Origin of the sequence: Acidovorax sp. sif0632, assembly GCF_019218805.1 — a bacterium.
GTDB classification, from domain to species: domain Bacteria; phylum Pseudomonadota; class Gammaproteobacteria; order Burkholderiales; family Burkholderiaceae_C; genus Acidovorax; species Acidovorax facilis.
Genome location: NZ_JAHUWW010000002.1, coordinates 710,600 through 731,570, shown reverse-complemented (window position 1 = coordinate 731,570; position 20,971 = coordinate 710,600). Strand labels below are relative to the sequence as shown.

Here is a 20,971-nt window from a genome sequence, read left to right as displayed (position 1 = left end):
CCGCCTTTCACCCGCACCGCCCACCTTCCTCAAGGGTTGGCTCCACGAAAAAAGGCCGACCCCATGAGGGGCCAGCCTTTTGGCAACAACCGCCGCAGCGGTGCAGATGATCAGCGCCGGATCAGCCTACCCACTTGCGCGCGTTGCGCCAAATGCGCATCCAGCCGCTGTACTGCGCCTTGTCTTCACTCGTCCAGCTCATCTGCACGTTGCGGAACACGCGCTCGGGGTGCGGCATCATGGCCGTGAAGCGGCCGTCGGCCGTGGTCACCGCCGTCAGGCCGCCTGCGCTGCCATTGGGGTTGAAGGGGTACTGCTCCGTCGCGTGCCCGTGGTTGTCCACGTAGCGCATGGCGGCAATGGCCTTGTCGGCGTTGCCCCGGTACTTGAAGTTGGCATAACCCTCGCCATGCGCCACGGCAATCGGCAGGCGGCTGCCAGCCATGCCCTGCAGGAACAGGCTGGGGGACTCCAGCACTTCCACCAGCGAGAGGCGGGCTTCGAAACGCTCGCTCTGGTTGGTGGTGAAGCGCGGCCAGTCTTGTGCGCCGGGGATGATGTCGGCCAGCTCGGCAAACATCTGGCAGCCGTTGCACACGCCCAGGCCGAACGTGTCGGTGCGACCGAAGAAGCCCTGGAACTGCGCCGCCAGCACAGGGTTGAAGGTGATGGACCGAGCCCAGCCAATGCCCGCACCCAGCGTGTCGCCATAGCTGAAGCCGCCGCAGGCAACCACACCCTTGAAGTCTTCGAGCTTGACGCGGCCAGTCTGCAGGTCGGTCATGTGCACGTCGTAGGCCTCAAAGCCTGCTTCCGTGAACGTGTAGGCCATCTCGATGTGCGAGTTCACACCCTGCTCGCGCAGGATGGCGACCTTGGGTTTGGCGAGGTTCAGGTATGGCGCAGCCACGTTGTCAGTGGCGTCGAACGTGAGGTGCACGTGCATGCCGGGGTCGGTGGGCTCGCCCGCTGCGGCGTGTTCGGCATCGGCATTGGCGGGGTTGTCGCGCTGCTGGCAAATCTTCCAGCTCACAGCGTCCCACACCTGGTGCAGGTCGGCCAGCGGCGCACTGAATACGGCCTTGGCATCGCGCCAGACCTGCAGTTCGCCCTTGCCTGCGTCGATCTCGGACGATGCTGGACGCGTTTTGCCGACGAAGTGGCTGAACTTGGACAGGCCATGCTCGCGCAAGGTCTGCATCACGTCGTTGCGCTCGGCAGTACGCACCTGCAGCAACACACCCAGTTCCTCGTTGAACAGGGCTTTCAGCGTGAGCTCTTCGCGGCGAGCCCCCACCTGGCCTGCCCAGTTCTTGGCATCGCCCGTGTCCATGCGGCTGTCGCTGATGCCGTCGCCTTCAGTGACCAGCAAATCCACGTTCAGCGCCACGCCCACATGGCCCGCAAACGCCATTTCGGCGGCGGCCGCCAGCAGGCCGCCATCGCTGCGGTCGTGGTACGCCAGGATCTGGTCCTTGGCGCGCAGTGCGTTCACGGCGTTGACGAGGTTCACCAAGTCTTTCGGATCATCCACATCGGGCACCACATCGCCGCTCTGCTCCAGCGTCTGGCCCAGGATGCTGCCGCCCATGCGGTTCTGGCCCCTGCCAAGGTCGATCAGCACCAGCGTGGTGTCGGCCTCGGTGGCGTCGAGCTGGGGGGTGAGCGTGCCACGCACGTCGGACAGTGAGGCGAATGCGCTCACGATCAGGCTGACGGGGGACGTGACCTTCTTCTTGTCCGCGCCCTCACTCCACTGCGTGCGCATGGACAGCGAATCCTTGCCCACGGGGATTGACACGCCTAAAGCGGGGCACAGCTCCATGCCCACAGCCTTCACGGTTTCGTACAGCGCGGCGTCTTCGCCGGGCTCGCCACAGGCGGCCATCCAGTTGGCGCTGAGCTTCACACGCGGCAATTCGATGGGCGCAGCCAGCAGGTTGGTGATGGCCTCGGCTACCGCCATGCGGCCCGATGCGGGTGCATTGATGGCGGCCAGCGGAGTGCGCTCGCCCATGCTCATGGCCTCGCCCGCAAAGCCCTTGTAATCGGCCAGCGTCACGGCGCAATCGGCCACGGGCACTTGCCAGGGACCAACCATCTGGTCGCGGTGGCTCAGGCCGCCCACGGTGCGGTCACCAATGGTGATGAGGAAGCGCTTGGACGCGACCGTGGGATGGGCCAGCACGTCGATCACAGCCTTTTGCAGCGGCACGCCGGTCAAGTCCATCGGTGCGAATTCGCGCACCACCGTCTTCACATCGCGATGCATCTTGGGCGGCTTGCCCAGCAGCACGTTCATGGGCATGTCCACGGGCAGCTTCTGGTCGTCGGCCGTAGCAGCAGGGTCGTGCAGCACCAGCTGGCGCTCTTCGGTGGCCGTGCCGATCACGGCAAACGGGCAGCGCTCGCGCTCGCAGAAGGCCTTGAACTGTTCCAGCGACTCGGGCGCGATGGCCAGCACGTAGCGCTCTTGCGATTCGTTGCTCCAGATTTCCTTGGGCGCCATGCCCGACTCTTCGAGCTGCACGGCGCGCAGGTCAAAGCGTGCGCCACGGCCTGCGTCGTTGGTCAGCTCGGGAAAGGCATTCGAGAGGCCGCCTGCGCCCACGTCGTGGATGGCGAGGATCGGGTTGGCCGCGCCCTGCGCCCAGCAGTGGTTGATGACCTCTTGCGCGCGGCGCTCGATCTCGGGGTTGCCACGCTGCACCGAGTCAAAGTCCAGCTCGGCCGCGTTGGTGCCAGTGGCCATGGAGCTGGCGGCGCTGCCACCCATGCCGATGCGCATGCCGGGGCCGCCCAGCTGGATCAGCAGCGAGCCCGCAGGGAATTCAATCTTCTTGGTCAGCTCGGCGTCGATCACGCCCACACCGCCCGCGATCATGATGGGCTTGTGGTAGCCGCGCTGCACGCCACCGACTTCTTGCTCGTACTCACGGAAGTAGCCGTTCAGGTTGGGCCGGCCGAATTCATTGTTGAACGCCGCGCCGCCCAGGGGGCCTTCGACCATGATCTGCAACGGGCTGGCAATGTGCTCGGGCTTGCCCACGGTGCTGCCCCAGAGCTTGGACACCGTGAAGCCCGTGAGGCCCGCCTTGGGCTTGGAGCCCCGGCCGGTGGCGCCTTCATCACGGATCTCGCCGCCTGCGCCGGTCGATGCGCCGGGGAAGGGAGAGATGGCCGTGGGGTGGTTGTGGGTTTCCACCTTCATCAGCACATGCTGGGTTACGCTACTCTTTTGATAGCTATTGGCGCTTGATGGATAAGCGCTGGAGTCCATTTTTGCCACAAAACGCTCGACCTGGTGGCCTTCCATCACCGAAGCGTTGTCCGAATACGCGATCACCGTGTGCTGGGGCGCCAGCTGGTGCGTGTTGCGGATCATGCCGAACAGGCTCTTGTCCTGCGCCACGCCGTCGATGGTGAACTGCGCGTTGAAGATCTTGTGGCGGCAGTGTTCGCTGTTGGCCTGCGCGAACATCATCAGCTCCACGTCGGTGGGGTTGCGCGCGAGGCCCGTGAAGGCGGTCACGAGGTAGTCGATTTCATCATCGGCCAGGGCCAGGCCAAAGCGGGTGTTGGCGGCTTCGAGTGCAACGCGGCCGCCGGCCAGCACGTCCACATGCTCCATGGGCGCGGGCTGCAGTTCGGTGAACAGCGCGGCGGCGGCGCTGCGGTCGGCCACCACCGATTCGGTCATGCGGTCGTGCAGCAAGGCGGCCACCTGGCCCAGCTGCTCGGCCGTCAGCTCAGGGGTTTTGCCCAGCAGACCGGATTTGAGGCTGATGCGGTATTCAGTGATGCGCTCGACCCGGCGGATGGCGATGCCGCAGTTGCGGGCGATGTCGGTGGCCTTGGAGGCCCAGGGCGACAGCGTGCCCAGGCGGGGCGTGACGATGAGCGCGGCGCCGTCTTCGGGGCCCGCATAAGGGTCGCCGTAGGTCAACAGCGCGGCCAAACGTTCTTGCTCAGTGGGTGTAGGGGCCGCGTCGGTAGCGACCAGGTGCACAAAACGCGCTGCAATGCCGCTGATCTTGGGGTGGATCGCCTCCAGGGCGGGTTGAAGTTGCTGGGCGCGGAAGGAGCTGAGGGCGTTGCCGCCCGCCAGCGTGGTCATGTGCAAGGTCACGGTAGCGGCCTGTTGGGGGGTGTCAGGGGTAGAGGGTGGCTCCGGGCGCCAGCGTGCAGCCAGGACCGGAGCCCGCTATTTTACCGGGCATGGCCGCACCGCCTGCGTGGCGCGGGGGCCAATGGGATAATCCGGGGATGAGCATCACCATCAAAAGCGCTGAGGACATCGAGGGCATGCGCCTGGCCTGCCGTCTGGCCTCCGAAGTACTGGACTACATCGCCCCCCACATCAAGCCCGGCATCACCACCAAAGAGATCGACCGCCTGGGCGCCGAATGCATGGCCCAGCAGGGCACCATCTCGGCCACCGTGGGCTACCAGCCACCGGGTTATCCACCCTACCCGGCCTCGCTATGCACCTCGGTCAACCATGTGGTGTGCCACGGCATCCCCAACGACAAGCCTTTGAAGAAGGGTGACATCGTCAATGTGGACGTGACTGTGATCACCAAGGACGGCTGGTATGGCGACAACAGCCGCATGTACCTGATCGGCGAATGCTCGATCGCCGCCAAGCGGCTGTCGGCGATCACGTTTGATGCCATGTGGCACGGCATCGTGCAGGTCAAGCCCGGCGCGCATCTGGGCGACATCGGCCACGCCATCCAGAAGTTTGCCGAAGGCCAGGGCTTTTCCATCGTGCGCGAGTTCTGCGGCCATGGCATTGGCAAAAAATTCCACGAAGAGCCTCAGGTGCTGCACTACGGCCGCCCCGGCACGCTCGAAGAACTGGTGCCCGGCATGGTGTTCACCATCGAGCCCATGATCAACGCTGGCCGCCGCGAGGTAAAAGACTTTGGTAACGACGGTTGGACCATCGTGACCAAGGACCACAGCCTGTCAGCCCAGTGGGAGCACACGGTGCTGGTTACCGAAACAGGCTATGAAGTCATGACGCTGTCGGCAGGTTCGCCGCCGCTCCCGGCGTTTGTGACCGCGACCAAGACCTGACCCGCTCGCCGGCCCCTGCCAGCCGGCTCGCACAACTCTTGCATGGCTTTTTGCATGGCCCTTCTTCAGCGCGACCTTCGACGACCATGACCAAAATCCATGCCCTGCCTGAAGTGCACGTCCTGCGGGACGCCTACCGCAGCGACAAAGCGGCGCTGCTGGCCGCCATGAAAGCGACGGGGGCCTCCACACGCGGCATCCGGGTGCTGCTGCGCAAGCTGTCCACCCTGGCAGGCAACCTGCTGCAAACGCTGTGGCAGCGCGCCGAACTGCCTGCCGACATGGCCCTGGTGGCGGTGGGCGGCTTCGGGCGCGACCAGCTCTTTCCTTATTCGGATGTGGATGTGCTGCTGCTGATGCCCGATGGTGCGGCGCCCGAGGCGGGCAGCGCACTGCGCACCCAGCTCGAAGGTTTCATCGGCAGCTGCTGGGATGCGGGGCTGGAGATTGGCTCCAGCGTGCGCACGGTGGCCGAATGCCTGGCCGAAAGTGCGGGCGATGTCACCGTGCAGACCTCCCTGCTTGAATCACGCCTCGTGTGCGGCAACGCAGCGCTGTTTGAAGACTTCCAGCGACAGTACCGCGCGCAGATGAATCCCCAGGCGTTTCTGGTGGCCAAGACACTGGAGATGCGCCAGCGCCACAACAAGTACGAGAACACGCCCTATTCGCTGGAGCCCAACTGCAAAGAGTCTCCTGGGGGGCTGCGCGACCTGCAGATGATCTTGTGGGTCTCCCAGGCCGCGGGGCTGGGCCGCAACTGGAAAGAGCTGGCCGCCAGCGGCATGGCCACCGCGTTCGAGGTGCGCCAGATCGAGCGCAACGAGGCGGTGCTGTGCCTCATCCGTGCGCGCCTGCATGCCGCCGCTGGGCGGCATGAAGACCGGTTGGTGTTTGACCTGCAGACCGCCGTGGCCGAGTCGTTTGGCTACCGCTCACAGGCGCCCGACGGATCGCGGCTGCCCATGCGCGCCAGCGAGAGCCTCATGCGGCGCTACTACTGGGCGGCCAAGGCTGTATCGCAGCTCAGCCAGATCCTGCTGCTGAACATCGAAGAGCGCCTGAATCCCTCGACGCACGAGCCGCGCCCCATCAACGAGCGCTTCTTCGAAAAGGCTGGGCTCATCGAGGTGGCCAGCGATGACCTTTACACGCGCGACCCACACGCCATCCTCGAAACCTTTTTGCTCTACCAGACCACGGTGGGCCTGAAAGATCTGTCAGCCCGCACCTTGCGTGCGCTGTACAACGCACGCGGCGTGATGGATGGCGCTTTCCGCCGCGACCCGGTCAACCGCGACAACTTCATGCGCATCCTGCAGCAGCCGTCGGGCATTACGCATGCCATGCGGCTGATGAACCAGACCTCGGTGCTGGGCCGCTACCTGTGGGCGTTTCGCGGCATCGTCGGGCAGATGCAGCACGACCTGTTCCACGTGTACACGGTGGACCAGCACATCCTGATGGTGCTGCGCAACGTGCGCCGCTTCTTCATGGCCGAGCACGCGCACGAGTACCCCTTTTGCTCGCAGCTGGCTGGCGGCTGGGACAAGCCGTGGATCCTGTACATCGCCGCACTCTTCCATGACATCGGCAAAGGCCGTGGGGGCGACCACTCGCAGATCGGTGCCGTGGAAGTGCGCCGCTTTTGCCGCCAACACGGCGTCGCCCGCGAGGACGCAAAACTCGTCGAATTCCTGGTCAGCGAACACCTGTCGATGAGCCGCATCGCCCAAAAGGAAGACCTGAGCGATCCCGACGTGATCGCCGCGTTCGCGCAGCGCGTAGGCAACGAACGCTATCTCACCGCGCTGTACCTGCTCACCGTGGCCGACATCCGTGGCACCAGTCCCAAGGTGTGGAATGCGTGGAAGGGCAAACTGCTGGAAGACCTGTACCGCGCCACGCTGCGCACTCTGGGCGGCCGGGCGCCCGACGCTGCCGCCGAAATCGAGGCCCGCAAGCGCGAGGCGCTGGTGCTGCTGGCCCTGAGCGCCCTGCCCTTCGAGGCACACAAGGCCCTGTGGGCCACGCTGGACGTGAGCTATTTCATGCGGCACGAGGCTGCCGACATCGCCTGGCACACGCGCCACCTGTCGCGCCATGTCGGCACGGCAAAGCCTGTGGTGCGCGCGCGCCAGTCGCTGGCAGGCGACGGGCTGCAGGTGATGGTGTATGCGGCTGACCAGGCCGATCTGTTTGCGCGCATCTGCGGATATTTCGACCGCGCGGGGTTTTCCATCCTGGATGCCCGCGTGCACACCGCGAACAACGGCTATGCCCTCGACACCTTCCAGGTGGTGGCCCCATCGCAGCCGGGGCACTACCGGGAGCTGACGCACATGGTCGAAAGCGATCTGGTGCGTGTGATCGAGGCCGGTGGCCCGCTGCCCGAGCCCGCCCGCAAGCGGGTCTCGCGCCGGGTCAAGAGTTTTCCGGTGGCGCCGCGCGTCACCCTGCGACCCGACGAAAAGGCCCAGCGCTGGCTGCTGGCCATCTCGGCCAGCGACCGGGCGGGCCTGCTCTACCTGGTGGCCCGTATCCTGGCGCAGCACCACCTGAGCGTGCAACTGGCCAAGGTCAGCACCTTGGGGGAGCGGGTGGAAGACACCTTCCTGATCCAGGGCCCCGAGCTGCAGAACAACGCCCGCCAGATCGAGATCGAGACCGAGCTGCTGCGCGAACTGTCCGCGTGATTCATGCCCAACAAAATGCTCTCTTATTAATAGCAACCAGCGCTTTACCAGAGAGCGCTAGCGGCTTTTTTTTAATATATGAAACCCTGATCAGCTTCAGCAACCACGCGTACGAAGCCCTCACCCACAGCAAGATCTATCCCGGTGCGGGTACACCGGTGACGGATGTGCGCCTGTCAGGCGGAGGCATCAGTCGTCCTCGTTGGCGCTGATCTCCGGGAACAGCACTTCGGTAAAGCCGAACTGCGTGAAATCGCGCACCCGCATGGGGTAGAGCTTGCCGATGAGGTGGTCGCATTCGTGCTGCACCACCCGGGCATGAAACCCTTCCACCGTGCGGTCGATCGGGTCGCCATACGGATCAAACCCGGTATAGCGAATGCGCGACCAGCGGGGCACCTTGCCGCGCAACCCTGGCACCGAAAGGCAACCTTCCCAGTCCTCATCCTCCTCATCACCAAGGGGCATGATGACCGGGTTGAGCAAGACGGTGGGAGGGACCACGGGCCGGTCCGGGTAGCGTGGATTGCGCTCGCCAGATCCAAAAATCACGAGCTGCAGATCCACGCCGATCTGCGGCGCCGCAAGTCCCGCTCCGTTGACAGACTGCATGGTCTCGAACATGTCGCGCACCAGAAGGTGAAGCGCATCGGTATCGAATTCAGTGACAGGCTGGGCAACACGCAGCAGGCGCGGATCGCCCATCTTCAGGATGGTGTGGATGGTCATCGAAGGTGCATTCAGGTCAAGAGAAAAGCGGCGCATGCGCTGCTGCGGCAGCATAGCGCGTGCGCACGCCCCGGTGCTGCCGCCGGGGCATTCACAATAACGGACATGCCCCAGCCCCCCACCGAGTCCCACGAAGACGCCGCGCCGCCACTGCGCACCCTGCCCTGGCCCGTGCGCTGGCTGCTGCTCGCATTTGCCGTGCTGTGCCTGGTCATGGGCATCATCGGTGTGATCGTTCCCGGACTGCCGACCACGGTGTTCATCCTCATGGCGGCCTGGGCCGCTGCCCGCAGCTCGCCACGGCTTTACCGCTGGCTGTGGAACCACCGCTTGTTCGGCCCCCTGCTTCGCAACTGGGCCCAGGGCGGCAAGGTCAGCCGACGGGCCAAGTGGAGCGCCACACTGCTGATGGCGCTGAGCGGCATCGTGCTGTTCGCCACGGGCACCCGGCCGTGGGTGGTGGGTATCGCCATCACCTCCATGGTTTGCGTGGCAGCCTGGCTGTGGCACCGCCCCGAGCCCTGAAGCCCACCCTTCCCCTCACCGGAGTAGTGAAAGTTGGCCGTCATTCGCACACCTCGGCACGCGACCGCAACACCACGCAAGAACACGCCGTCAAATCTTCGGAGCCCCAATTTTTATGTATATAATCTAAGTCTTGTTCCTCGATAGCTCAGTCGGTAGAGCGCCGGACTGTTAATCCGTAGGTCCCTGGTTCGAGCCCAGGTCGAGGAGCCAAGAATTTTGCAGGCCCTGCATGTGTACGCGGGGCCTTTTACATACCGATCATTCCTCGATAGCTCAGTCGGTAGAGCGCCGGACTGTTAATCCGTAGGTCCCTGGTTCGAGCCCAGGTCGAGGAGCCAGCCAAGAAGCCCGCCATGTTCACACATGGTGGGCTTTTTCATTCATACGCCTCAAGAAAATCCACCACCCCTGTGCCTGCCTGACAATACAGTTCTTTGTCATGACTTGCGCAAAACAGGCCCAGGCAATCGGCCCATCCCAAGGCGAGGCGGCCGTTGCACCCCGATTTGCGCAAGTCCTATTTGTATTGCAACCCCATGCCCCCGCAACTGCCTTGGCTGGAGCTTGAAGATCCGCTACCCGCCCCTGCGAAAGCATGGGGACCCGACGACCCCGCCCCCGGACTCCTGGCTGCCGGTGGCACGCTGGATGTAGCGCATCTGCGAGCGGCGTATGCCCAGGGCACGTTCCCCTGGTACGGCCCGGGGCAACCCATCTTGTGGTGGGCTCCCGATCCACGAATGGTCTTGCCCGTGGCGAACTTCCGACTCCATCGCTCGCTTCGCAGGACCCTGCAGGCATTCCGAGCAAATACAGCCTGCGAGATCCGCATAAACCACAACTTCCTGGACGTGATTACAGCCTGCGCCAGCAAGGAGCGCGACGGGCAGGCGGGCACCTGGATCGTGCCCGAGATGGTTGAAGCCTACACCCGCCTCCATGCAGCGGGCAATGCTCATAGCGTTGAAACCTGGATCGATGGAAAACTGGCAGGCGGCCTGTATTGCGTCGCACTGGGGCAGGCGGTGTTCGGTGAATCGATGTTCGCCCACGCTACCGATGCATCGAAAATCGCGCTTGCAGCCCTGGTGGCCTTGTGCCGCCGCCAGGGTGTGGCAATGATTGATTGCCAACAGAACACCCGGCACCTGGCCTCATTGGGAGCCCACGAAATCTCGCGAGCCCAGTTCCTGTCTCACATACAAAACGCACTGGACCAGCCCGCCCTCTCGTGGTCGTTTGAACCCGTATACTGGAACGAGCTGCAGCCCTTCACGGCGCCCACGGCATGACGCAACTCAATGACCTACCACTGCAGACCCTGCAGTTCTACGCGACAGCCCCTTACCCCTGCAGTTATCTGCCGGACAGGCAGGCACGGTCGCAGGTCGCCACGCCCAGCCACCTGATCCAGAGCGATGTGTATTCCGATCTCGTGGCGAAGGGGTTTCGCCGCAGTGGCATGTTCACTTACCGCCCCTATTGCGATGGCTGCCAGGCCTGCACTCCCTTGCGCGTGCTGGTGAACGAGTTTCAGCCGGATCGGAGCCAGCGGCGCGCTACCGTGCGGCACGGCAATCTGCAGGCGCGGGTATTGCGCCTGTGTTTTGTACCCGAGCACTATCAGCTGTATCTGCGCTACCAGAACGGCCGCCATGCGGGCGGCGGCATGGACCATGACAGCATCGACCAATACACGCAGTTTCTGCTGCAAAGCCGGGTGAATTCACGTCTGGTGGAGTTCCGCGAAACAGATGGCATAACAGGAGAGCCCGGCGCGCTCAAGATGGTGTCCATCCTGGACGTGCTCGACGACGGGCTTTCGGCGGTCTACACCTTCTACGAACCCGAGCCACATTGCAGCTACGGCACCTACAACGTGATGTGGCAGATTGCCCAGGCACGCTCCCTGGAGTTGCCCCATGTGTACCTGGGCTACTGGATCGAGGCCAGCCCCAAGATGAACTACAAGGCGCGCTTTCACCCCCACGAGATCCGGACCGATGGCCAGTGGCATCGCTCCAGCCCAGGCGCGAATCAGAGCGCGTGAATGCAGGCTCGCATTTCACAAGATAAAATGCTGCGGCCGTCACTGCATCGCCGTCCATGAAAAAAAACGATCCCAGCATCCCCGTCAAACCCAGCGTTCAGGTGCTTGAGCGCATGTTTACGCTGATCGATGTTCTGGCGTCACGCGAAGAGGCGATATCTCTCAAGGAAATCAGCGAGAAAACAGGGCTGCACCCGTCCACCACGCACCGCATCCTGAACGACCTCACGATTGGCCGTTTCGTGGATCGGCCAGAATCGGGCAGCTATCGACTGGGCATGCGCCTGCTGGAACTGGGCAACCTCGTAAAAGCGCGCCTGAGCGTGCGCGATGCAGCCCTGACCCCGATGCGCAATCTTCACAAGCTGATCCAGCAGCCCGTCAATCTGAGCATGCGCCAGGGCGACGAGATTGTGTATGTCGAACGTGCCTACAGTGAACGCTCCGGCATGCAGGTGGTGCGCGCCATTGGCGGACGGGCCCCTCTGCACCTTACCTCCACAGGCAAGCTCTTTCTGGCCCTGGACGACCCCCAGCGCGTGCGGGCCTATGCCACCCGAACCGGTCTGGCCGGACACACCCGCAACAGCATCACCCAATTGCCCATCCTGGAGCGCGAACTCGCCAAAGCACGCCAGTACGGTATTGCCCGCGACAACGAAGAGCTGGAACTGGGCGTGCGCTGCATGGCCGCTGGCGTCTACGATGACCAAGGCAAGCTGGTAGCCGGACTGTCCATATCAGCACCCGCTGATCGACTGGACGAAGGATGGCTTCCCAAGCTCCAAGCCACGGCCAACGAGATTTCTCTGGCTCTGGGTTACACACCCAGCATGGAAGCGTCGGCATCCGGTGATGCGGGTTTGCGTCCGGGACTTCGCTGAGCCTCGGGACACAACAGCTACCGCAGTCGCAGCCGGGCCTGATCCATGCAAAAAAACCGACGCAGGCAGTGATACCCGGTCGGCCGGTGGATCCATCAAATCAGCGCAAAAGGCAGTCGGCACGAAATCCCGCCGACGCTACCAGCACCAAATGCTTGTCGCAGAAGGGATGGATGTGCAAGCTACAGGATTAACCGCCTCACCCGTTGGACCCTGCACGGGCCTGCAAAGGCGCCGTCAATGACGGCATGGACTCCACCCAATGGCGCACACGCTCAGCATCACCCAGGCGGCTGAATTTGCCCGCCGAATCCAGAAACACCATGATGAGCTTGCGCCCGGCGATCTGGGTTTGCATCACCAGACAGCGCCCTGCTTCCGAGATGTAGCCGGTTTTCTGGAGGCCAATGTCCCAGGTGGGGTTTTTTACCAGCCCGTTGGTATTGTTGTACTGCAATGTTTTGGGACCCACTGCCACCTCATATCCCGGAGAGGTGGACAGTTCGCGCAGCAGGGGATCACCATGCGCCACATTCACCAGGGTAGCCAGGTCACGTGCGCTGGACTGGTTGCGGCTGGAAAGGCCGGTTGGCTCAACATAACGGGTATCGGTCATGCCGAGCAGGCGGGCCTTGACATTCATCTGCACGACAAACGCTTCGAGGCCCCCTGGGTACGTACGACCCAGCGCATGCGCTGCGCGGTTCTCGCTGGACATGAGCGCCAGGTGCAGCATCTCGCCCCGGGTCAACGTAGAGCCCACCGTCAGGCGCGAGCGGCTGCCTTTTTCAGTATCAACGTCATCCTGGGTGATCGTAATGGGCTCATCCATCGGCAGCTTGGCCTGGGAAATCAGCAAGCCCGTCATGAGCTTGGTCAGGGACGCAATGGGAAGCACGGCCTGATCATTCTTGCTGAGCAGGACTTCATGCGTGTCCTGGTCGATGACGAGTGCGACGCTGGACTTCAGGTCCAGCGGATCACTCACCTCATGCAGCCCCGCCATTTGCCCGAACGACTGCTTGGCAGGCACAAAGGCCACACGGGTCGGCGCCTTGGCGGTCTTGGCCGTGACACGCACGGCCCGGGTATTGGTAGCGACCTTGCGGGCCGGAGCAGCGCGCTTGGCATTGGCCGAACTGACTTGCTGCTTTTTGGCTGGCGCCTTGGAGCGCTCCCCTGAGTGCGCAATCGGCACAACCAGCGCCGTACTGACGACGACAAAGCCCAAAAGCTGGAAAAAACGGGTCACTGCGGCGCGGTGGCGATGGTGCATCAAAGTGCTCCAAACGGTAATAAGTGTTGAGCAGTGTACAGAATCAAAAAAAGTCGCGCAAGATCAATACCTTGCGCGACTTTCCAAGAAAGTGAATGAAATTATAAATTGATCATTCAACCCTGTGCAGCCACCCGGTCAGCTTTACTTTGTAACTTGTTCAGCGCACTCAGATAGGCCTTGGCCGAAGCGACCACGATATCGGGGTCTGCTCCGACGCCGTTGACCACGCGGCCACTGTTCTGCAGGCGCACTGTGACCTCGCCTTGGCTCTCTGTCGAGCCGCTGATGGCGTTCACCGAGTACAGCACCATCTCCGCACCACTCTTCACATGCGATTCGATGGCCTTGAGCGAGGCATCCACAGGGCCGTTTCCTTCGGACTCGCCCCGCACCTCCTGGCCATCTACCGTAAAGACGATGCGTGCTCGGGGGTGCTCACCCGTTTCGCTCTGCTGGAACAGAGAGACAAAGCCATATTGTTCCCTTTCGCTGGTCACGCTCTCATCACTCACCAGCGCCAAGATGTCCTCGTCAAAAATCTCGCTCTTGCGATCGGCAAGTTCCTTGAAACGCGTGAAAGCGGTGTTGACTTCGGTTTCACTGTCCAGGCTCACACCCAGTTCCTGCAGGCGCTGCTTGAAGGCGTTGCGGCCGCTGAGCTTGCCCAACACGATCTTGTTGGCGCTCCAGCCCACATCCTCGGCACGCATGATTTCGTAGGTATCGCGCGCCTTGAGCACGCCATCCTGGTGGATACCACTGGCGTGCGCAAAGGCATTGGCCCCCACCACGGCCTTGTTCGGCTGCACCACGAACCCCGTGGTCTGACTGACCATTCGGCTGGCCGCAACGATGTGCTGGGTATCAATGTTGAGATCGAGGTTGAAATAGTCGCGGCGGGTCTTGACCGCCATCACCACCTCTTCGAGAGAACAGTTGCCAGCGCGCTCACCCAGACCATTGATCGTGCATTCCACCTGGCGCGCGCCGCCAATCTTCACACCAGCCAGCGAATTGGCCACGGCCATGCCGAGGTCGTTGTGGCAGTGCACGGACCAGATGGCCTTGTCGCTGTTGGGAATGCGCTCGCGCAGGGTCTTGATGAAGTTGCCGTACAGCTCGGGGATGGCATAGCCCACGGTGTCGGGCACATTGATGGTCGTGGCACCCTCGGCGATCACAGCTTCGAGCACGCGGCACAGGAAGTCTGGGTCGCTGCGGTAGCCATCTTCGGGGCTGAACTCAATATCTCCCACCAGGTTGCGCGCAAAACGCACCGACTGCTTGGCCTGCTCCAGCACTTGCTCTGGCGTCATGCGCAGCTTCTTTTCCATGTGCAGCGGGCTGGTGGCAATGAACGTATGGATGCGCGCGCTGTTCGCCCCTGCAAGCGCTTCTGCTGCGCGGGAAATGTCGCGGTCATTGGCGCGCGACAGCGAGCAGATGGTGGACTCCCTGATGGCATTGGCAATCGCCTGTACCGCCTCAAAATCTCCGTTCGAGCTGGCCGCAAAACCGGCTTCGATCACGTCCACCTTCAGGCGCTCCAGCTGGCGGGCAATTCGCAGCTTCTCATCCTTGGTCATCGAGGCGCCGGGGGACTGCTCGCCATCGCGCAAGGTCGTGTCGAAAATGATGAGTTTGTCAGCCATGTTGTTTCTCCTGGTACTGGTGGGGTGGAATTGGCCCGCAACACTAAAAATCTGGCGCCCAAAACAAAAGGCCCGTTGCGGGTGCATACGGGCCTTTGTGGAAAAAGTGTGCGCGTGCGCCTACTGTCTCCGCCCGTAGGGAGGTAGCAGTAGAGCCAGTGCAAACGAATTCATGCGGTGCAATGTAGCACAACTGGCCAGACATCATTCCAATCACTTGTGCAGTCCACGTTCGTCCGGTTCGTCCGTCGAGGTGCTGATCACGCTGCTGTGCTGCCCTTTGGCCTTGCGCCAGGCGTACACGCCGTAACCGCTCAGGCCGTAGAACACGAACACTCCAAACAGCACGATGGGCGGGTGGATGTTGATGATGGCAATGCCCAGCGCGATCAGCACGATGGCTGCAAAAGGCACGCTCTTTTTCATCTGCACATCCTTGAAGCTGTAGAACGGCACATTGGTCACCATGGTGAGCCCCGCGTACAGCGTGAATGCGAACATGATCCAGGTCGTCTGACTCCAGGTCAGCCAGTGGTCTTCACCAGGATGCACGCCCAGCTCGGTCATCAGCCAGATGAACCCCGCCACCAAAGCTGCAGCGGCTGGCGAAGGCAGCCCCTGAAAATAGCGCTTGTCCACCACGCCGGTATTCACATTGAAGCGCGCCAGGCGAAGCGCGGCACAGGCGCAGTACACAAATGCGGCAATCCAGCCCCAGCGGCCCAGCCCCTGGAGGGACCACTCATAGGCGATCAGGGCAGGCGCCGCTCCAAAGGACACCATGTCGGAGAGCGAATCCATCTGCTCGCCAAACGCGCTCTGGGTATTGGTCATGCGCGCTACCCTGCCATCAAGACTGTCGAGCACCATCGCACAAAAAACGCCCACGGCCGCCATGTCGAAACGGCCATTCATGGCCATCACGATCGAATAGAAGCCCCCAAACAATGCCGCCAGCGTGAACAGGTTGGGCAGGATGTAGATGCCCTTGCGCCGTTTGCGCACCATCACACCGGGGTTGTCGGTGGATTCATTGCCGTCATGCATTAAATTGACCTCCATCGCTTGCCCATATTGCGTGAGCAGCTATTAAATTTATAGTATCCGACAATTCCCGCTGCACAGACAGATCGCCGCGAGCCATCAAGGCGAAGGTCGCAGTGTAGCGCCTGCCCACAGGACCGACCGCCAACGAAAAAGGCCACCGAAGTGGCCTTGTGATGCTCCAGCGATGGAGAATCAGTTGCGGGTCTGATCGACCAGCTTGTTCTTGGCGATCCAGGGCATCATGGCGCGCAGTTGGCCGCCTACCTTTTCGATGCTGTGGTCGGCCGTGTTGCGGCGGCGGGCCGTCATCGATGGGTAGTTCAGGCGGCCTTCCTGGATGAACATCTTGGCGTAGTCGCCGTTCTGGATGCGCTTCAAGGCATTGCGCATGGCGGCGCGCGACTGCTCGTTGATCACTTCGGGGCCGGTCACGTACTCGCCGTACTCGGCGTTGTTCGAGATCGAGTAGTTCATGTTGGCAATGCCGCCTTCGTAGATCAGGTCCACGATGAGCTTGAGCTCGTGCAGGCATTCGAAGTAGGCCATTTCAGGGGCGTAGCCGGCTTCAACCAGGGTTTCGTAACCCATCTTGATCAGCTCGACGGCACCGCCGCACAACACGGCTTGTTCGCCGAACAGGTCGGTCTCGGTTTCTTCCTTGAAGTTGGTCTCGATGATGCCGGCCTTGCCGCCGCCGTTGGCAGCTGCGTAGCTCAGGGCCAAGTCACGGGCCTTGCCGGACTTGTCTTGGTGCACGGCCACCAGGTGGGGCACGCCGCCGCCTTGGGTGTAGGTGTTGCGCACGGTGTGGCCAGGGGCCTTGGGCGCCACCATCCACACGTCCAGGTCAGCACGGGGCACGACTTGGTTGTAGTGCACGTTGAAGCCGTGGGCAAAGGCCAGCGAGGCGCCTTGCTTGATGTTGGGTTCGACGTTGTTCTTGTAGACGGCTGCGATGTCTTCGTCGGGCAGCAGGATCATGACCACGTCAGCGGATTTGACGGCGTCGTTGACTTCCAGAACCGTCAGGCCAGCCTTGCCGACCTTGTCCCACGATGCACCGCCCTTGCGCAGGCCGACCACGACCTTCACGCCACTGTCGTTCAGGTTTTGTGCGTGGGCATGGCCCTGTGAGCCGTAGCCGATGATGGCCACGGTCTTGCCTTTGATCAGGCTCAGGTCGGTGTCTTTGTCGTAGAAAACTTTCATGGGTCGCTCCGGTTGAAATGCGTTGTTGGGGGTTGAAATGGGAAAAACGGGGTGAATTGTCTTACACGCGCAAGATGCGCTCGCCACGGCCGATCCCGCTGGCACCCGTACGTACGGTTTCCAAGATGGCGGTGCGGTCAATGGCCTGCAGAAAAGCGTCGTTCTTCGACTGGTCGCCGGTCAGCTCAATCGTGTAGCTCTTCTCGGTCACGTCGATGATGCGGCCACGGAAGATGTCGGCCATGCGCTTCATCTCCTCGCGCTCCTTGCCCACCGCGCGCACCTTCACCATCATGAGCTCGCGCTCGGTGTAGGCACCTTCGGTGAGATCCACCACCTTCACGACCTCAATGAGGCGGTTCAGGTGCTTGGTGATCTGTTCGATCACATCGTCGGAGCCCGTGGTCTGGATCGTCATGCGCGAGAGCGATGGATCCTCAGTGGGCGCCACGGTGAGCGATTCGATGTTGTAACCACGGGCAGAAAACAGGCCTACAACGCGCGACAGCGCACCGGGTTCGTTTTCCAGCAGAACGGCAATGATGTGTTTCATAGGTGCAGATTCCTCTTTTCGCTGCCCTCCCCCGTGCACGGTAATGCACGGGCTTGGCAGGCAATAGATTCGTCAAAAAGTGAATGCTATCTATTCGATAGCTGGTAGCGCTTGATGAACAAGCGCTGGAGGCCGATTTGGCTTAAAGGTCTTCCGACCCCAGCAACATTTCGGTAATGCCCTTGCCGGCCTGGACCATCGGGAACACGTTCTCGGTGGGGTCAGTGCGGAAGTCCATGAACACGGTGCGGTCCTTGAGCTTGCGGGCTTCACGCAGAGCGGGCTCTACGTCCTTGGGGCTCTCGATCAACATGCCCACATGGCCATACGCCTCTGCCAGCTTTACGAAGTTGGGCAGCGCGTCCATGTAGCTGTGGCTGTAGCGGCCAGAGTATTCGATCTCTTGCCACTGGCGCACCATGCCCAGGTAGCGGTTGTTCAGCGAGCAGATCTTGATCGGCGTGTTGTACTGCAGGCAGGTGGACAGTTCCTGAATGTTCATCTGCACCGAGCCTTCGCCCGTGATACAGAACACTTCAGAATCCGGCTTGGCCAGCTTGATACCCATGGCGTAGGGAATGCCCACGCCCATGGTGCCCAGGCCACCGGAGTTGATCCAGCGGCGCGGCTCGTCAAAGCGGTAGTACTGCGCGGCCCACATCTGGTGCTGGCCCACGTCGGACGTGATGTACGTATCGGCGTCCTTGGTCATGTTCCACAGCGTCTCGACCACGTACTGGGGCTTGATGACGTCAGGGCTGCCCATGCTGTACTTCAGGCAATCGCGCTTGCGCCAGCCTTCAATGGTGTCCCACCAGGCGGCCAGAGCACCCGCGTCGGGGCGCGTGCTGCTCTCGCGGATCATGGAGATCAGCTCGGTGAGCACGTCCTTCACGTCGCCGACGATCGGGATATCGACCTTCACGCGCTTGGAGATGCTCGACGGGTCGATATCCACGTGGATGATCTTGCGGTCGTTCTGTGCAAAGTGCTTGGGGTTGCCGATCACGCGGTCGTCAAAACGCGCGCCCACAGCCAGCAGCACGTCGCAGTTCTGCATGGCGTTGTTGGCCTCGATGGTGCCGTGCATGCCCAGCATGCCGAGGAACTTGCGGTCCGACGCGGGGTAAGCACCCAGGCCCATCAGCGTGTTGGTGACCGGGTAGCCCAGCATATCCACCAGCGTGCGCAACTCGTTGGTGGCATTGCCCAGCAGCACGCCACCGCCGGTGTAGATGTAGGGGCGCTTGGCCGCAAGCAGCAGCTGCAGTGCCTTGCGGATCTGGCCGCCATGGCCCTTGCGCACGGGGTTGTACGAGCGCATTTCCACGCTTTGTGGGTAGCCGCTGTACGGCACTTTCTTGAAGGAAACGTCCTTGGGCACGTCCACCACCACGGGGCCGGGGCGGCCGGTGCGGGCAATGTGGAAGGCCTTCTTCATCGTCATGGCCAGATCGCGCGGGTCCTTGACGAGGAAATTGTGTTTGACGATGGGACGGGTGATGCCGACGGTGTCACATTCCTGGAAGGCATCGAGCCCGATCGCGGGCGTGGGCACCTGGCCGGAGATGATCACCATCGGGATGCTATCCATGTACGCCGTAGCGATACCGGTCACCGCGTTAGTAAGACCTGGACCGGACGTGACCAACGCAACGCCCACTTCACCCGTGGCGCGGGCGTAGCCGTCGGCAGCGTGTACAGCAGCCTGCTCATGGCGCACCAGCACATGCTGAATGGTGTCTTGCTTGTAGAGCGCGTCGTAGATGTAGAGAACAGCACCACCGGGGTAGCCCCAGATGTACTGGACGTTCTCAGCTTGAAGCGACTTGATGAGGATCTCGGAACCCATGAGGTCCTGAGCACCGGGAGCGGGGGAGGTGTTGCCCTGCGAAGCAGCGGCTGCTGAAGAGATTTCAGCCTTGGAGATTTCCATGATCGATCAACCTTTGTGAATTTCTCTGACGAAAAACCTTGGGTGCTCCTAACATGCGCTCTTGTGAAGCCAGCTTGGAACTTGAGGCCAAGGACATGGGCGGGATGATTGCCGCGCCGGACCGTGACCCGTTTGCCTTTGAATTGCAGTGGCGATTATCGCACTGCAACACATGTAAAACTGCCATCCCCCGAAAAAAACCCCGGCGGATGCGATAATCAAAGGCTCCACGTGCCGGATAGCCACATTTTTGTGAACTCACCGGCACCGATCCCCTCCCGGGCTGACCCGTCTTGGCAACCGAACGAGAACTCTCCGACTTCCTCAAAAGTGTAGAAAAGCGCGCATTCAAGCGCTCGGTCTACCACGTTCGCAATGAGGAAGCGGCGCTCGACATCGTGCAGGACAGCATGCTCAAGCTGGCAGAGCACTATGGTGACAAGCCGGCGGCTGAGCTGCCCATGCTCTACCAGCGCATACTTTCCAACTGCACGCTGGACTGGTTTCGCCGCCAGAAAACCCGCAATGCACTGTTTTCGAGCATGAGCGACTTTGAAGGTCCCGGCGAAGATGGCATGGATTTTGATCTGCTTGAAGCGTATTCAGGACCAGAAAATGGGGAACGGGCGGAGAGCGCTGAGGATCTGACCCGGCGGGCGCAGATCTTTCACGGGATTGAAGCCGAGATTGCCGAGCTGCCCCCACGTCAACGGGAAGCGTTCCTGATGCGTTACTGGGAAGAAATGGATGTAGCTGAAACGGCAGCCGCCATGGGCTGCTCCGAAGGCAGCGTCAAAACGCACTGTTTTCGTGCCATACAAACCCTCAGCAAGGCACTGAAGGCCAAAGGAATCGAGCCATGAACACTGTACAGACCCCATCGACACAGGCAGAAGCTGCGGCAGAGCGCTTTGCACTGCGCGTCACGGCGCGCTTGTCCAGCGGCACCGACGAATTGCCTTACGACATTTCCGAACGGCTGCGCGCCTCGCGCATGCAAGCCCTTGCCAAACGCAAGAAAGACACCGTGCCGGTGCGTCTGGCGGCACCCGTTGTGGTGCATGCGGGTGGCAGTGTCACGCTGGGCCGTGGCGGCAACGAGGGTGGCGGCTGGTGGAATGCACTGGTGTCTGCCGTTCCGCTGATGGCACTGGTGGTGGGGCTGGTGGTCATCAACATTGCCCAGGACGAAAGCAGCGCCAATGACCTGGCCGAAGTCGATGCAGCCCTTTTGACCGACGATTTGCCGCCAGCAGCCTACGCTGACCCTGGCTTCGTACAATTCCTCAAAACCTCTGCCCCGTCGAACTGAGCCCCGCCCCCGAC

Annotated in this window: 16 protein-coding genes and 2 tRNA genes; 10 read left to right on the top strand and 8 right to left on the bottom strand. The window is 62.0% G+C overall.

Annotated elements, in window-relative coordinates; genetic code table 11:
• Positions 1 to 121 precede the first annotated feature (121 nt).
• Positions 122 to 4,129: a phosphoribosylformylglycinamidine synthase gene (gene purL, locus KW832_RS08550; protein ID WP_218299541.1), complete on the bottom strand. Its 4,008-nt coding sequence runs from the start codon at positions 4,127 to 4,129 to the stop codon at positions 122 to 124.
• 137 nt (positions 4,130 to 4,266) lie between these two features.
• On the opposite strand from purL, the gene map reads away from it, so the two are divergent.
• Complete coding sequence (gene map, locus KW832_RS08545; RefSeq protein WP_055393799.1) at positions 4,267 to 5,082, top strand: type I methionyl aminopeptidase; 816 nt, start codon at positions 4,267 to 4,269, stop codon at positions 5,080 to 5,082.
• 86 nt (positions 5,083 to 5,168) lie between these two features.
• Complete coding sequence (locus KW832_RS08540; RefSeq protein ID WP_218299540.1) at positions 5,169 to 7,778, top strand: [protein-PII] uridylyltransferase; 2,610 nt, start codon at positions 5,169 to 5,171, stop codon at positions 7,776 to 7,778.
• A 189-nt stretch (positions 7,779 to 7,967) separates the two neighbouring features.
• Here KW832_RS08540 and def read toward each other — a convergent pair whose 3' ends face one another.
• On the bottom strand, positions 7,968 to 8,507 hold the full coding sequence (gene def / locus KW832_RS08535) for a peptide deformylase (RefSeq protein ID WP_218299770.1): 540 nt from the start codon (positions 8,505 to 8,507) through the stop codon (positions 7,968 to 7,970).
• A gap of 105 nt (positions 8,508 to 8,612) precedes the next feature.
• Between def and KW832_RS08530 the strand changes: the two genes are divergently transcribed.
• The 6 genes from KW832_RS08530 (at position 8,613) to KW832_RS08505 (ending at position 11,969) form a co-directional block, all read left to right on the top strand.
• Positions 8,613 to 9,032 carry a YbaN family protein gene (locus KW832_RS08530; protein ID WP_055393793.1) on the top strand — a complete coding sequence of 140 codons (420 nt, stop codon included), beginning with the start codon at positions 8,613 to 8,615 and terminating at the stop codon, positions 9,030 to 9,032.
• A gap of 137 nt (positions 9,033 to 9,169) precedes the next feature.
• Positions 9,170 to 9,245 (top strand) — tRNA-Asn (locus tag KW832_RS08525).
• A gap of 52 nt (positions 9,246 to 9,297) precedes the next feature.
• Positions 9,298 to 9,373: transfer RNA gene (locus tag KW832_RS08520), tRNA-Asn, on the top strand.
• A 198-nt stretch (positions 9,374 to 9,571) separates the two neighbouring features.
• Positions 9,572 to 10,327 (top strand): leucyl/phenylalanyl-tRNA--protein transferase, encoded by a 756-nt coding sequence (gene aat / locus KW832_RS08515; RefSeq protein WP_218299539.1) that lies wholly within the window; start codon positions 9,572 to 9,574, stop codon positions 10,325 to 10,327.
• Positions 10,324 to 11,085 carry an arginyltransferase gene (locus tag KW832_RS08510; protein ID WP_121419810.1) on the top strand — a complete coding sequence of 254 codons (762 nt, stop codon included), beginning with the start codon at positions 10,324 to 10,326 and terminating at the stop codon, positions 11,083 to 11,085. Before aat ends, KW832_RS08510 begins: the two co-directional genes overlap by 4 nt.
• 56 nt (positions 11,086 to 11,141) lie before the next feature.
• Positions 11,142 to 11,969: an IclR family transcriptional regulator gene (locus KW832_RS08505; protein ID WP_218299538.1), complete on the top strand. Its 828-nt coding sequence runs from the start codon at positions 11,142 to 11,144 to the stop codon at positions 11,967 to 11,969.
• Positions 11,970 to 12,168: 199 nt separating this feature from the next.
• Here the strand turns inward: KW832_RS08505 and pbpG are convergent, their stop codons facing one another.
• The 6 genes from pbpG to KW832_RS08475 all read right to left on the bottom strand — a co-directional run bounded on the left by pbpG (position 12,169) and on the right by KW832_RS08475 (position 19,645).
• Positions 12,169 to 13,245, bottom strand: coding sequence for a D-alanyl-D-alanine endopeptidase (gene pbpG, locus KW832_RS08500; RefSeq protein ID WP_121506717.1), 1,077 nt, complete (start codon positions 13,243 to 13,245; stop codon positions 12,169 to 12,171).
• A gap of 116 nt (positions 13,246 to 13,361) precedes the next feature.
• Entirely contained in the window at positions 13,362 to 14,900 is a 1,539-nt protein-coding gene (locus KW832_RS08495; RefSeq protein ID WP_121419808.1) for a 2-isopropylmalate synthase, read from the bottom strand.
• 213 nt (positions 14,901 to 15,113) lie between these two features.
• Entirely contained in the window at positions 15,114 to 15,947 is an 834-nt protein-coding gene (gene pssA / locus KW832_RS08490; RefSeq protein WP_055393781.1) for a CDP-diacylglycerol--serine O-phosphatidyltransferase, read from the bottom strand.
• Positions 15,948 to 16,139: 192 nt separating this feature from the next.
• Positions 16,140 to 17,156, bottom strand: a complete 1,017-nt coding sequence (gene ilvC, locus KW832_RS08485) for a ketol-acid reductoisomerase (protein WP_055393779.1) — start codon at positions 17,154 to 17,156, stop codon at positions 16,140 to 16,142.
• 61 nt (positions 17,157 to 17,217) lie between these two features.
• Positions 17,218 to 17,709 carry an acetolactate synthase small subunit gene (gene ilvN, locus KW832_RS08480; RefSeq protein ID WP_007857867.1) on the bottom strand — a complete coding sequence of 164 codons (492 nt, stop codon included), beginning with the start codon at positions 17,707 to 17,709 and terminating at the stop codon, positions 17,218 to 17,220.
• 142 nt (positions 17,710 to 17,851) lie between these two features.
• Positions 17,852 to 19,645 (bottom strand): acetolactate synthase 3 catalytic subunit, encoded by a 1,794-nt coding sequence (locus KW832_RS08475; RefSeq protein WP_218299537.1) that lies wholly within the window; start codon positions 19,643 to 19,645, stop codon positions 17,852 to 17,854.
• A gap of 293 nt (positions 19,646 to 19,938) precedes the next feature.
• On the opposite strand from KW832_RS08475, the gene KW832_RS08470 reads away from it, so the two are divergent.
• Together KW832_RS08470 and KW832_RS08465 are read left to right on the top strand one after the other, a co-directional pair.
• On the top strand, positions 19,939 to 20,508 hold the full coding sequence (locus KW832_RS08470) for an RNA polymerase sigma factor (RefSeq protein WP_121419806.1): 570 nt from the start codon (positions 19,939 to 19,941) through the stop codon (positions 20,506 to 20,508).
• Positions 20,505 to 20,957: a DUF3619 family protein gene (locus KW832_RS08465; protein WP_218299536.1), complete on the top strand. Its 453-nt coding sequence runs from the start codon at positions 20,505 to 20,507 to the stop codon at positions 20,955 to 20,957. Before KW832_RS08470 ends, KW832_RS08465 begins: the two co-directional genes overlap by 4 nt.
• Positions 20,958 to 20,971 lie beyond the last annotated feature (14 nt).